Origin of the sequence: Flavobacterium suncheonense GH29-5 = DSM 17707 (genome assembly GCF_000430025.1) — a bacterium.
Taxonomy (GTDB): Bacteria; Bacteroidota; Bacteroidia; order Flavobacteriales; family Flavobacteriaceae; genus Flavobacterium; species Flavobacterium suncheonense.
Map to the genome: position 1 here is coordinate 215,853 of NZ_KE387021.1, position 13,743 is coordinate 229,595.

Consider the following 13,743-nt stretch of genomic DNA (forward strand, 5'->3'; position numbering starts at 1 on the left):
CGAGGCTTTTTTCTTATTCTAACACTTCACTGTCCAACTGCAAACTGTTCAGGAATGCAATGGATTTTTCGATGTCGTAATGTAAAATTCGGTCTTCTTCTACCAACGGCACTTCTTCTCGGTAGGATTTTAAAAACGTTTCAAGGAATTCACTTGATTTTAAAGGTCTTCTGAATTCAATCGCCTGAGAAGCGTTCATGAGCTCAATCGCTAAAATGCGCTCCAGGTTTTCCATGATTTTCAGACATTTCGTTGCTGCATTAGCTCCCATTGACACATGATCTTCCTGCCCGTTTGAAGAAACAATGCTGTCAATACTTGCCGGAGTAGCCAGTTGTTTGTTCTGACTTACAATACTAGCCGCAGTATATTGCGGAATCATGAATCCGGAATTCAAACCGGGATTGCTTACCAAAAACGCTGGTAACTCACGTAGCCCAGAAATTAACTGATAGGTTCTTCTTTCAGAAATGTTTCCTAATTCCGCTAAAGCAATTCCAAGAAAATCCAGAGCAAGAGCTAATGGCTGACCGTGGAAATTTCCTCCGGAAACAATTAAATCTTCACCAACGAAAATATTAGGATTATCCGTTACCGAATTAATTTCAGTCTTAAATACTTTTTTTACATAATCAATCGTATCTTTCGAAGCACCATGTACTTGCGGAATACAACGGAAGGAATACGGATCCTGAACATGTACTTTCGGACGCGCAATAATTTCGCTGCCTTCTAACAATTCGTTGAAACGTCTTGCGGTATTGATTTGTCCTTTATGCGGACGAACGATGTGAATCAATTCATGAAACGGATCAATTCTTCCGTCGAAACCTTCTAAGGAAATCGCGCCGATAACATCGGCTAAATAGGAATATTTACAAGCTTTCAGTAAAATATAACAGCCGTAAGAACTCATGAACTGCGTTCCGTTCAACAGCGCCAAGCCTTCTTTTGATTGTAGGGTAATTGGCTTCCAGCCGTTTTTCTCCAGCACTTTCATAGCCGGTTGGCGGAATCCGTCAGCGTACACTTCTCCTTCACCGATTAATGGCAAACACAAATGTGCTAAAGGGGCCAAATCTCCGGACGCGCCTAATGAGCCTTGCGTGTAGACAACCGGAAGAATATCATTGTTGTAGAAATCGATCAGACGCTCAACGGTAGCTAACTGCACCCCGGAATTTCCGTAGCTTAATGATTTGATTTTCAGTAACAACATGATTTTTACAATCTCATGCGGCACTTCGTCCCCGGTTCCGCAAGCGTGCGATTTCATCAGATTTTCCTGAAGTTGCGAAAGGTTTTCGTTAGAGATTTTCACATTACACAACGATCCGAAACCGGTGTTTATTCCGTAGATGGGTTCGCTGTGGGTTTCCATTTTTTTATCCAGATAATGGCGGCATTTTTCAATATTGATACGCGCTTCTTCGGATAATTCTAAGGTAAAGTTTTGCGAAATAATTTCATGAAGCAGTTCTAAGGTAAAAACATCAGAACTTATATAATGTACTGTTTCCATTTGGTTGTTAGTTTGCGGTTCAAAATTCCGTAAAAACGCCGTAAAATGCAAGCTTATTTATTAGTATTTCATTATGAAATTTTGTCGGACATTTTTGCTACATTTGGACAACTAAAAAACTATTAAACATGAAAAACACACTGTATTCATTCCTGGTTGTCTTGCTGGCTTCCTTTTCCACGCCTAAAGAAACCGTAACGCTTTCCGGTAAAATCAGCAATACGGATGACGGGAAACTGAGAATTAAAGGCGAATCTTTTGAAAAGGAAATTACCTTAAAACCAGACGGTTCGTTCTCCGAAACCTTTCAGATTGACTATTCCGGAACTTACAATTTTGCTACAAAAGGCAACCGTTCTTCGCTATATCTTGGAAAAGGCACGAAATTAACCATCAATGCTGATGACAAGAATTTTGCGTCAACGTTGAAATTTTCGGGAAACGGAAGTGCTGAAAATCAGTATTTTTTCGACAAATCCAATGCGGTTAACAAGTTAATGGGAAGCGCCCAGACGTTTTATGCCTTGGAAGAAACCGCTTTTCTGGAAAAACTTAAGGAAGTGAAAACAGCCATGACAAATTTGCTGAACACGTCAAAAGTTACCAATGCCGATTTCAAGAAAAACGAATTACGAAGCATTGATTTTTTTGAACAACTACAACTTCTAAACTATCCGGCCTATCATAAGCATTACGCTAAAAAAGAGGCATACACGCCAAGCGAGTCGTTTCCGAAGTTTAATGACAAAGCTAATTTTGACAGTGACGAGGATTTTCTTTTTTCTTCTTCATACAAGCAATTGGTGGCTACAAAATTCAACAACGATTTGTATGCTAAAATGGGAGAGAACGAAGAATACACATATAAGTTAGCGTTACCGGAAATCAAAAAAGTAAAAAGTACCGCCATCCGCAATGCGCATATTCAGAATCTTGCGTATGAAGTTGGTGCCGGAAATCCTGAAGCTACAATGCTTTACAACGAAATCATGAATTTGTCTACCGATGCTAAATTCAAAGAGGGCTTAACTACTAAATTCAACAAAATCAAAACGTTAACTCCCGGAAATATTTCTCCTAAATTCGATTATGAAAACTTCAAAGGCGGAAAAACCTCTATGGAAAGCTTAAAAGGCAAATATGTTTACATTGATGTGTGGGCTACCTGGTGCGGACCTTGCCGTCGTGAAATTCCAAGTCTACAAAAAGTGGAAGAGCAATACCACGGAAAAAACATCGAATTCGTAAGCTTGTCGATTGACGAGAAAAAAGACTACGAAAAATGGAGAAAATTCGTGGAAGAGAAAAATTTAGGCGGCATTCAGTTATTTGCCGATAACGACTGGAATTCAAAATTCGTAACCGATTATGCCATTGAAGGTATTCCAAGATTTATTTTAGTGGATCCTAACGGAAATATCGTTTCTGCAGATGCTCCTCGCCCTTCCGATCCTAAATTAATTGCAAAATTTGAGGAATTGGGAATCAAATAATTGAAAAAAATGATAAAAAAAAGGCTGTCTTCTATAGGCGGCCTTTTTATTGCTCTAAGGTCAGGAAAGCTTTCCCTAAATAATGGATGATATCCGAAGCAATAAAAGCATGATGCCCTGTTTCGGGTACGGCTAAATCGGCTGTTAATCCGTGTACATAAACACCCAGAATGGCCGCGTCTGCCGGTGCATAATGTTGCGCTGAAAGTCCGGTAATGATTCCGGTTAACACATCGCCGCTGCCTGCAGTTGCCAAAGCCTGGTTTCCGGTGGTGTTTTCATAGATTACGTTTTTAGACACAATTAGCGTCGGAGCGCCTTTAACCACTACGATAACATCATATTTAGCTGCAAATGTTTTTACATTTTCCAGCATTTCAAGTTTCGAATCCCAGTGTCCGATTAAGCGTTCAAGTTCTTTAACATGTGGTGTCAGTATGGTCTGCTTGGGAAGTATTTCCAGCCATTCTTTGTTTTCGGAAAGAATATTCAGTCCGTCAGCATCAATTACCAGTGGAACGGAATTCATCTTCAGAAAATGAAACATCGCCTGATGCGTGTCCAAATCCTGCCCCATTCCCATTCCAAAGCCTATGGCCTGCAACGATAATTTATGATTAACCGAAGTGATGTGTTCGTTGTAATCATCCGTTAAAACCATTGCTTCCGGAACGACAGACTGCACCACATCATAGCCGCATTTCGGTATATAAGCCGTTACCAAACCTGCTCCGGATTTCAGACAAGCTTTTGCCGATAGACAAACGGAACCCATTTTACCGTAACTCCCGCCAACAATCAGGGCATGTCCCTGCAACCCTTTGTGAGAATCTTTAGCAATGGGTCTGAATCGTTTAACAGCTTCACTTCTGTCGATTAAAATATGTTTTTCCATAACATAAATTTACGAAATATAGCCGTTCCAACGCTTTGATACAAGGCAAAAAATCGATACATTAGCATCCGAAAAATAACAAACAACATCAAATGAAAAATACAGCATTAACGCACGTTCACGAAAGTTTAGGAGCTAAAATGGTTCCGTTTGCAGGATTCAATATGCCTGTTCAGTATGAAGGAGTTAACATCGAGCACGAAACGGTTCGTAACGGCGTAGGTGTTTTTGACGTTTCCCACATGGGCGAATTCTTTCTGAAAGGGGAAAATGCTTTGGCTTTAATCCAGAAAGTAACTTCTAATGACGCTTCAAAATTGGTGGACGGAAAAGCACAATATTCTTGTTTACCAAATAACGAAGGCGGAATTGTAGACGATTTAATCGTTTACAAAGTTGCCGACAATCATTATATGTTAGTGGTTAATGCTTCAAACATAGAGAAAGACTGGAACTGGATTTCGTCTCACAATGATTTGGGTGTGGAAATGATTAACAATTCTGATGACTATTCTTTATTGGCGATTCAGGGACCGAAAGCTGCGGAAGCCATGCAGTCTTTAACTTCAATCGACTTAATCAACATGCCTTATTATTCGTTCCAAATTGGTGAATTTGCCGGCGTGAAAGATGTAATCGTTTCAGCTACAGGTTATACCGGCTCCGGAGGATTTGAGATTTATTTCAAAAATGAAGATGCCGAATTAATCTGGAACAAAGTTTTTGAAGCCGGAGCATCATTCGGAATCAAACCTATCGGATTGGCTGCCCGTGATACGTTACGTTTAGAGATGGGCTTCTGCTTGTACGGAAACGACATCAACGACACCACTTCTCCGTTAGAAGCCGGTTTGGGATGGATTACGAAATTCGACAAAGAATTCACCAATTCCGCGAATCTGAAAAAACAAAAAGAAGAAGGCGTAAATCGTAAATTAGTAGGTTTTGAATTGCTGGAAAGAGGTATTCCGCGTCATGACTACGAAATCGTGGATGCTAATGGTAATGTAATCGGTATTGTAACTTCCGGAACACAATCGCCATCTTTAGGAAAAGCAATCGGTTTGGGATATGTTCCGACGGCATTGTCAACACCGGATTCTGAAATTTACATCCGAATCAGAAATAAAGATTTGAAAGCTAAAGTGGTAAAATTACCGTTTTATAAAAAATAAAAAGAGTTGCTGAGTTGCTAAGTAACTAAGTCGCTAAGTTTTTTTCAAAATTCAAGGGAAAAATTTAATTTTGCGGCGATTTAATAAAAAACTCCGTCACTTAGCAACTCAGTGACTAAGTAACTTAAAAAGATTCTTAGAAATGGGAAGAGCGTTTGAATTCAGAAAAGCACGTAAAATGAAACGTTGGTCGGCAATGGCCAAAACGTTTACGAAAATTGGTAAAGACATTGTAATGGCAGTTAAAGAAGGAGGTCCAAATCCTGAAACGAACTCCCGTTTACGCGCGGTTATCCAAAATGCGAAAGCGGCCAACATGCCGAAAGACAACGTTGAGCGTGCCATCAAAAAAGCTACCGATAAAGATACGGCTAACTTCAAAGAAGTTTTGTTTGAGGGTTATGCACCACACGGCATCGCGATTCTTATCGAAACTGCTACCGATAACAACAACAGAACCGTAGCCAACATCAGAAGTTATTTCAACAAATGTAACGGAACTTTAGGGACACAGGGTTCGGTAGAATTTATGTTCGACCACACTTGTAATTTCCGCATTCCGGCTGAAGGTCAGGATGTTGAAGAATTAGAATTGGAAATGATTGATTTCGGTGTGGAAGAAATTTTTGCCGATGAAGACGGAATTGTTATGTATGCACCATTTGAAAGTTTTGGCGCCATTCAGAAAGAGTTGGAAAACAGAGGATTGGAAATCCTGTCTTCCGGTTTTGAAAGAATTCCGCAAATCACCAAAGAATTAACCCCGGAACAAGTTGCTGACGTTGAAAAACTGTTAGAAAAAATCGAGGAAGACGATGACGTGATGAACGTTTTCCACACAATGCAGGAATAATTGATACCAATAAATAAAGATTTAAAACTTCCGAATTAATTTCGGAGTTTTTTTTATACTGGATTAAATTAACAAATAAAAAAATCTGCTTAAAAGCAGATTTTTTTATGTTTAGGTACCATATAATTTATTTTATGAACTCAATCTTCTGAGCTTCTTCTGCATTGATACTGTCGAAGAATCCTTGTTCGTTCATCCATTCATCGCTGAATACTTTACTCATGTAACGGGAACCGTGATCCGGGAAGATAACCACTACATTACTGTTTTCGTCAAATTCTCCTTCTTCTGCAAATTGTTTGATGGCCTGCATCGCTGCTCCTGAAGTATATCCTACGAATAAACCTTCTTTTTTAGCAATTTCTCTAGCTGTGTGAGCGCTTTCTTCGTCGGTTACTTTTGTGAATTTATCAATAGCATCAAAGTCTGTAGCGGTTGGAATTAAATTTTTTCCTAATCCCTCAATTCGGTACGGATAGATTTCATCGTTGTCAAATTCTCTCGTTTCGTGGTATTTTTTCAGCACCGAACCAAAAGCATCTACTCCTAAAACCCGAACGTTCGGATTTTGCTCTTTTAAGAAACGAGCCGTTCCTGAAATCGTTCCTCCTGTTCCGCTGCAGGCGATAAAATGGGTGATTTTACCATTGGTCTGTTCCCAAATTTCAGGACCTGTTGTTTTGTAATGCGCATCCACATTCAAATCATTAAAGTACTGGTTGATGTAAACCGAACCTTTGGTTTCTTCGTGTAAACGTTTGGCAACATTGTAATACGAACGCGGATCGTCTGCAGAAACGTGAGCCGGACAAACGTAAACCTTTGCGCCCATCGCTCTCAACATATCAATCTTATCTTTGGATGATTTTGAACTTACAGCCAGTACACAATCGTAACCTTTAATAATGCTTACCATTGCTAAGCTGAAGCCCGTGTTACCGGAAGTGGTTTCAATAATAGTATCGCCTGGTTTTAAAATTCCTCTTTTTTCAGCTTCCTCTATAATATACAGAGCAATTCTGTCTTTGGTGGAATGTCCCGGATTAAAAGCTTCTACTTTAGCGTAAAAATTACCTTTTAGTCCTTCGGTTATCGTATTCAGTTTTATTAGGGGCGTATTTCCTATTAATTCCAATACGTTATTATAGGCTTTTATTTCTTCTTTCATAAAAAATAAATTACTCAAGATGTGAATATAAACATTTTTTGACATATTCACAACCTTGCAAATGTATAAAAAATTCTTTATCTACCTTTTAATTCCTTCTAAATCTAACAAAAAAGTATATTCTTTTGTTACTTCCTTAATGGCTTCAAATCGTCCGGAAGCCCCGCCATGCCCGGTATCCATATTGGTATCGAGAAACAATTGACTGTCTCCGATTTTCATGGTTCGCAATTTGGCCACCCACTTGGCCGGTTCCCAATACTGCACCTGAGAATCATGCAATCCGGTAGTTACTAACAAGTTAGGATATTTTTGTTTTTTTACGTTATCGTATGGCGAATAGGACAACATATACTCGTAATACTCTTTTTCGTTCGGATTTCCCCATTCGTCATACTCTCCGGTAGTTAACGGAATCGAATCGTCTAACATGGTTGTCACCACATCCACAAACGGAACCTGAGCGATTACGCCATTGTACAATTCCGGCGCCATATTGATGATGGCTCCCATTAACAGACCGCCGGCAGAACCGCCTTCCGCATATAAATGTTTCGGTGAAGTGTATTTTTGGTCAATTACATATTTGGAACAATCAATAAAATCGGTAAAAGTGTTCATTTTTTTGAGCAGCTTCCCGTTTTCGTACCATTCGCGTCCTAAATCTTCGCCGCCGCGTATATGAGCGATACCGTAAACAAAGCCTCTGTCCAGCAAACTCAAACGAATAGAAGAAAAATAAGGATCCATGGAAGAACCGTAGGAACCGTAAGCATATAGCAAGAAAGGATTGTTTCCGTCTTTTTTGATTCCTTTGCGATAAACGATTGAAATCGGCACTTTGGTTCCGTCCTGAGCCGTTGCCCAAATACGTTCTTCGGTATAATTATTTTTGTCGAATTTACCGCCAAGCACCTCCTGCTCTTTCATGATGGTTTTTTCCTTCGTCTTCATATTAAAATCGATAACCGAAGGCGGTGTAGCCATGGACTGATAGCTGTATCGCAGAATATCCGTATCAAAATCTACGTTTGTAGTTGTGTAAGCCGTGTACGTTTCGATTTCGAAAGGCAGATAATACTCTCCTTTTCCGTTCCAAGGCATGATGCGGATTTTGTTCAGACCGTTGTTGCGCTCTTCCACAACCAGATAATCTTTGAAAATTTCGATACCTTCCACCAACGTTTCTTTCCGGTGCGGAATCAAATCCACCCAATTCTCTTTGGCAGTGGCTTTTTCAGGCGTTTTCATCACTTTGAAATTGGTCGCCTTGTCTTTATTGGTTACCACATAAAAACTGTCGCCGAAGTGTGAAATGTTGTACTCCAAACCTCTGGTTCGCTTCTGAAACACGCGGAACTGACCGTCAGGATTATTGGCTTCCAAAATCTGATACTCCGTAGTCATGGTACTGTTGGAGCCAATCACCAAGTATTTTTTGGATTTTTCTTTGTAGATGTAAACGGAAAACGTGTCGTCTTTTTCATGGTAAACCAAAACATCCTCTTTAGCTTCCGTACCTAATTTATGTTTGTAGATTTTCTCCGAACGCAACGTTACCAAGTCTTTTCGCGTGTAAAACAAGGTTTTATTGTCTGAAGCCCAAGTGGAACCACCTGTTGTTTTTTCCAATTTCACCGGTAAGATTTCACCGGTTTCAAGGTTTTTAATCTGAATGGTGTATTCTCTTCGGGAAACCGTATCCACTCCAAAAGCACACCATTTATTGTCTTCACTTACATTTAAACCGCCTAACTGAAAATAAGCATGTCCTTTTGCCATTTCGTTGCAGTCGAACATGATTTCCTCTTTAGCCTCCAGACTCCTTTTTTTTCGGGCATAAATCGGGTAATCTTTTCCTTTCTCGTAACGGGTAATATAGTAGTAACCGTTGTACAGATAAGGAACCGAACTGTCATCTTCCTTGATTCTCGACTTCATTTCCTCAAACAAATCAGCCTGAAATTGTTTGGTATGCGCCGTCATGGCATTGTAGTACTCGTTTTCTTTGTTCAGATAGTCAATTACTTCCGGGTTTTCTCTTTCGTTTAACCAATAGTAATTATCGGTTCGGACATGACCGTGTTTTTCAAGCTTTTTGGGTTTTACAGCCGCTACAGGCGGAGCAATTGTCTTTGTCATTTTTGGTGTTTTGTTTTGTGCATTCGAGCCTGCAAAAATAAGGCAAACGCAACTTAAAAGAAATTGTTTTTTCATTTTATAATACTGCCGCTATCTCTCAGCAATTTACTAATTTTGCGTTTCAGTAATTTTAAATTTTATCAACATGTTTGGAGATATCATGGGCATGATGGGTAAGCTGAAAGAAACCCAGCAGAAAATTGAAGACACCAAAAAAAGATTAGATACGGTATTAATCGACGAACAGAGCAACGACGGGCTTTTAAAAGTAACGATGACCGCCAACAGAAAGATTAAATCCATCCTTATCGACGACAGTTTGCTGGAAGATAAAGAACAACTGGAAGACTATTTGGTTTTAGTTATGAACAAAGCCATCGAGAAAGCAAGCAACGTAAATGAAGCCGAATTAGGAGCCGTAGCCAAAGAAGGCATGCCAAATATTCCCGGCTTGGATATGTTTAAATAATTCACTGAAAATGAATCACTCCCAAAATGCCGAATCCGCTTGCTTCATCCCTTTTAAAGGAGCAACAGACACTCTGCCGCTGCCGGAGCGATTCACTTTTCCGTTTTACTATGAACCGCATCCGCTGGCGATATTAGCCTCCGAAGAATTACAGGAACATCTTGAAAATCAAACCGAATGGGAACATAATTTTGGTTTGGAAGCAAATCAGGAAGGCTTGGTTATCGGAAAAATGTTCGGAGTTCTTGTAGTTCGCAATCCGCAAAATGAAATTGGGTATTTAGCGGCTTTTTCGGGAAAATTGGCTGGTGAGAATCATCATTCTTTATTTGTTCCACCGGTTTTTGATATGCTGACGGAAGAAGGTTTTTTCAAAAAGGAAGAAGCCGTTCTCAATCAAATCAATGCGGAAATTGAAGCACTGGAAAATAATCCGGAATTTCTTTCGCTGGAGGAGTTTTTAAAAACTGAAACAACAAAATTTGATGCGGAATCAGATGATTACAAAAAACGTATCAAAGCTTCTAAAAAAGAACGAAAAGCCCAACGCGAAAAAGCAGTAGCAGAAGGAATCAGCACATCCGATTTAGAAATTTTACTGGAAGAACTTCGGAAAGAAAGTTTAAAACAGGCCTATTTTCTCAAAGATTTTATCCGTCAGGGAGAAGCCCGTCTGGAGGAAATTCAGCAGAAAGTAAATGTGTTCCGAAACCGGATCACTTTTCTGAAAGAAGAACGCAAAAACAAATCCAATGCTTTACAGCAGCAGCTTTTCGAACAATACAGTTTTTTAAACGCAAAGGGTGAAACGAAAAGCCTTTTTGACATTTTCAAAAATACCGTTCAGGGAAAACCACCGGCTGCTGCTGGAGAATGTGCCGCTCCGAAATTATTGCATTATGCCTATCAGCATCAGTTAGAACCGATTTGCATGGCCGAATTCTGGTGGGGGCAATCACCGAAATCCGAAATTCGAAAACACAAGCACTTCTACCCTGCCTGTCGCGGTAAATGCGAACCTATTTTAGGACATATGCTGGAAGGTTTGAAAGTGGATGACAATCCGATGCTTGTAAATCCGGCAGATGGCGTGACGCTTGAAACCATTTACGAAGACGATTACATCGCCATTGTCAACAAACCGGCCGAGTTTTTATCCGTTCCCGGCATCACGATTCAGGATTCGGTGTATGAGCGGATGCGACTGAAATATCCCAACGCCACCGGGCCGTTAATTGTACACCGGTTAGACATGTCAACCTCCGGACTCATGCTGATTGCCAAAGACAAAGGCATTCATAAATCGCTTCAGAGTCAATTCATAAAACGCACGGTAAAAAAACGTTATACCGCTTTGCTTAACGGATTAGTTTCTGCAAATGAAGGTGAAATTGATTTGCCGTTACGCGTGGATTTAGAAGACCGTCCGCGCCAATTAGTGTGTTATGAATACGGAAAACCTGCAAAAACAAAATGGAAAGTCGTTTCACAAAATGACAATAAAACCAAAATTCATTTCTGGCCGATTACAGGACGTACGCATCAACTACGCGTTCATGCTTCGCATTCGTTAGGGCTGAATTGCCCGATTTTTGGGGATGATTTGTACGGAACCAAAGCAGACCGTCTTCACCTTCATGCCGAATGGATTGAATTCAGACACCCGATTACGAGAGAAGTCGTGACTTTTGAAGTTGCAGCGGAATTTTAAAAAATAATACCGTAAATTCGCAGAGTATTATTCTGTAATTTTGCGGTTATACTTTTCACAGTATTAGAAAATATAATTTTAAAACCTCTATATTTTTTTGATAAAAATCTGTGAATCTGCGGTTTAAAAACTTAAAGCTCTATTTTCTGTAACGCTTCCATCACGTAATCGTGCATTACCTGTTTGTAATCCAGATGTGTAACAATACGCAGTTTTCCTCTTCCCATCGAACTGATGTAGATATTTTTCTGTTTCAGTTTTTCCATTAAAAGATTCTCGTCGAATTGCGGTTTTACGGAAAAAATCAGGATATTGGTTTCCACCGGTTCCACTTTATCCACCCAGTACATTTGCTGCAACAAAGTACCTAATTCTTTGGCCCTGCGGTGGTCTTCTTCCAATCGACCCACATTGTGCTGCAAAGCATATAATCCGGCCGCAGCCAAATAACCAATCTGACGCATGCCTCCGCCTAAAACTTTGCGGATTCTTAAAGCCCGGTGAATCGTTTCTTTATCGCCCAACAACAAAGAACCTACCGGAGCACCCATTCCTTTGGAAAGACAAACCGAAATTGTATCAAACAATTCACCATATTGCTTCGGATGCTGACGTTTGGCTACTAAAGCATTCCACAAACGCGCACCGTCCAAATGGTATTTCAGGTTATTATCGGTACAAACCTGTTTGATTCGTTTTAATTCTTCGATATCGTAACAAGCGCCTCCTCCTTTGTTGGTCGTGTTTTCGATACAAACCAAAGACGTTTTCGGGTTGTGATAAAATTCCGGATCGGTTAGATGTTCTTCCACTTGCATCGAGGTAATCATTCCTCTGTTTCCATCAACAAGCGAACACGAAACGCCACTGTTGAATGAGGCGCCACCCGCTTCATACAAATAAACATGAGACCATTTATCACAAATTAATTGATCACCAGGCTGCGTATGCAACTTAATTGCTGTTTGATTGGCCATAGTTCCCGAAGGAAAAAACAGAGCCGCTTCCTTTCCGAATAAATCAGCCACGGTTTCCTCCAGTTCCACAGCAGTTGGGTCTTGTCGGTATACATCATCCCCAACTTTGGCACGAAACATATGCTGCAACATTTCCGGAGTTGGCTTGGTAACCGTATCGCTAACTAAATTTATTTCCATACATTAAAAAGGAATGTCTATTTTTGGGCTATAAAATTATACTTTTTATGATAAATACCGAACAGATTAAGGATATTATTGAGCGCCTTGGTGCGTTAAGGAGGTATCTTTGACATCGATAAGAAGCTTATCGAAATAACCAACGAGGAAGAAAAAACCTTTGCTCCCGACTTTTGGAACAACGCCAAAGAAGCCGAAATTATTGTCAGAAACCTTCGATCCAAGAAAAAATGGGTGGAAGATTATGAAAAAGCCAACACGATGGCAGAAGAACTTCAGATTCTTTACGACTTTTTCAAAGAGGGCGACGCGACCGAAGAAGAACTCGACAATCAGTACCGAGATACTGTTTTACACATCGAAAATCTGGAATTCAAAAACATGCTTTCCGACGAAGGTGACAGCATGAGCGCTGTATTGCAGATTACCGCCGGAGCCGGAGGAACCGAAAGCTGCGACTGGGCTTCGATGCTGATGCGTATGTACCTGATGTGGGGAGAAAAACAAGGCTACAAAATCAAAGAACTGAACTTTCAGGAAGGCGATGTGGCCGGAATCAAAACCGTTACTTTAGAATTTGAAGGCGATTACGCTTTCGGATATTTAAAAGGGGAAAACGGTGTACATCGATTGGTGCGCATTTCTCCGTTTGACAGTAATGCAAAACGACATACTTCGTTTGCTTCAGTGTACGTGTATCCTTTGGTGGATGATACGATTGAAATCGAAATTAATCCCGCCGATATTGAAATCACAACTTCCCGTTCCAGCGGTGCCGGTGGTCAGAACGTGAATAAGGTGGAAACCAAAGTGCAGTTATTTCACAAACCGACCGGAATTCAGATTCAGTGTTCCGAAACACGTTCGCAACAGGACAACCGAACCAGAGCCATGCAAATGCTTCGTTCCCAATTATACGAAATCGAACTGAAGAAACGAATGGAACAACGTGCCGATATCGAAGCCGGAAAAATGAAAATCGAATGGGGATCGCAAATCCGTAACTATGTGATGCATCCTTATAAACTGATTAAAGATGTCCGAACCGGTTACGAAACCAGCGACGTAGACGGCGTAATGAACGGAAATCTTGATGAATTTTTAAAAGCCTATCTGATGATGATGGGACAGAAAGAAGACGAATAATAATTAAATTTA

Annotated in this window: 11 protein-coding genes; 6 read left to right on the top strand and 5 right to left on the bottom strand. The window is 40.2% G+C overall.

The annotated features are described in order from the left end of the window. Positions 1–13 precede the first annotated feature (13 nt). Positions 14–1,522 (bottom strand): histidine ammonia-lyase, encoded by a 1,509-nt coding sequence (gene hutH, locus G498_RS0113515; protein WP_026981644.1) that lies wholly within the window; start codon positions 1,520–1,522, stop codon positions 14–16. A 128-nt stretch (positions 1,523–1,650) separates the two neighbouring features. On the opposite strand from hutH, the gene G498_RS0113520 reads away from it, so the two are divergent. Continuing rightward, positions 1,651–3,015: a TlpA family protein disulfide reductase gene (locus G498_RS0113520; RefSeq protein ID WP_026981645.1), complete on the top strand. Its 1,365-nt coding sequence runs from the start codon at positions 1,651–1,653 to the stop codon at positions 3,013–3,015. 46 nt (positions 3,016–3,061) lie between these two features. On the opposite strand, the gene G498_RS0113525 is transcribed toward G498_RS0113520, so the two are convergent. Next, complete coding sequence (locus G498_RS0113525; RefSeq protein WP_026981646.1) at positions 3,062–3,910, bottom strand: NAD(P)H-hydrate dehydratase; 849 nt, start codon at positions 3,908–3,910, stop codon at positions 3,062–3,064. Positions 3,911–4,002: 92 nt separating this feature from the next. Between G498_RS0113525 and gcvT the strand changes: the two genes are divergently transcribed. Both gcvT and G498_RS0113535 read left to right on the top strand, forming a co-directional pair. After that, a complete protein-coding gene (gene gcvT / locus G498_RS0113530) occupies positions 4,003–5,085 on the top strand; it encodes a glycine cleavage system aminomethyltransferase GcvT (protein WP_026981647.1) in 1,083 nt (360 codons plus the stop codon). A 142-nt stretch (positions 5,086–5,227) separates the two neighbouring features. Next, entirely contained in the window at positions 5,228–5,938 is a 711-nt protein-coding gene (locus tag G498_RS0113535) for a YebC/PmpR family DNA-binding transcriptional regulator (protein ID WP_026981648.1), read from the top strand. Positions 5,939–6,065: 127 nt separating this feature from the next. Here G498_RS0113535 and G498_RS0113540 read toward each other — a convergent pair whose 3' ends face one another. Both G498_RS0113540 and G498_RS0113545 read right to left on the bottom strand, forming a co-directional pair. After that, positions 6,066–7,106, bottom strand: coding sequence for a PLP-dependent cysteine synthase family protein (locus G498_RS0113540; protein WP_026981649.1), 1,041 nt, complete (start codon positions 7,104–7,106; stop codon positions 6,066–6,068). An 81-nt stretch (positions 7,107–7,187) separates the two neighbouring features. Continuing rightward, on the bottom strand, positions 7,188–9,248 hold the full coding sequence (locus G498_RS0113545) for a S9 family peptidase (protein ID WP_026981650.1): 2,061 nt from the start codon (positions 9,246–9,248) through the stop codon (positions 7,188–7,190). 145 nt (positions 9,249–9,393) lie between these two features. Between G498_RS0113545 and G498_RS0113550 the strand changes: the two genes are divergently transcribed. Continuing rightward, the gene (locus G498_RS0113550; protein WP_026981651.1) at positions 9,394–9,717 is read left to right on the top strand and encodes a YbaB/EbfC family nucleoid-associated protein; all 324 of its coding nucleotides are present in this window, start codon (positions 9,394–9,396) and stop codon (positions 9,715–9,717) included. 10 nt (positions 9,718–9,727) lie between these two features. Beyond that, positions 9,728–11,428 carry an RluA family pseudouridine synthase gene (locus G498_RS0113555; protein WP_026981652.1) on the top strand — a complete coding sequence of 567 codons (1,701 nt, stop codon included), beginning with the start codon at positions 9,728–9,730 and terminating at the stop codon, positions 11,426–11,428. Positions 11,429–11,559: 131 nt separating this feature from the next. Here G498_RS0113555 and G498_RS0113560 read toward each other — a convergent pair whose 3' ends face one another. Beyond that, the gene (locus tag G498_RS0113560) at positions 11,560–12,585 is read right to left on the bottom strand and encodes a threonine aldolase family protein (RefSeq protein ID WP_026981653.1); all 1,026 of its coding nucleotides are present in this window, start codon (positions 12,583–12,585) and stop codon (positions 11,560–11,562) included. 47 nt (positions 12,586–12,632) lie between these two features. Here G498_RS0113560 and prfB point away from each other — a divergent pair. Next, positions 12,633–13,731, top strand: a protein-coding gene (prfB, locus tag G498_RS0113565; protein ID WP_117616517.1) for a peptide chain release factor 2 whose coding sequence is annotated in 2 segments (ribosomal slippage) — positions 12,633–12,695 and positions 12,697–13,731 — 1,098 coding nt in all. Because the reading frame shifts where the segments join, the coding sequence is not laid out codon by codon here. The last annotated feature ends 12 nt before the right edge of the window (positions 13,732–13,743 follow it).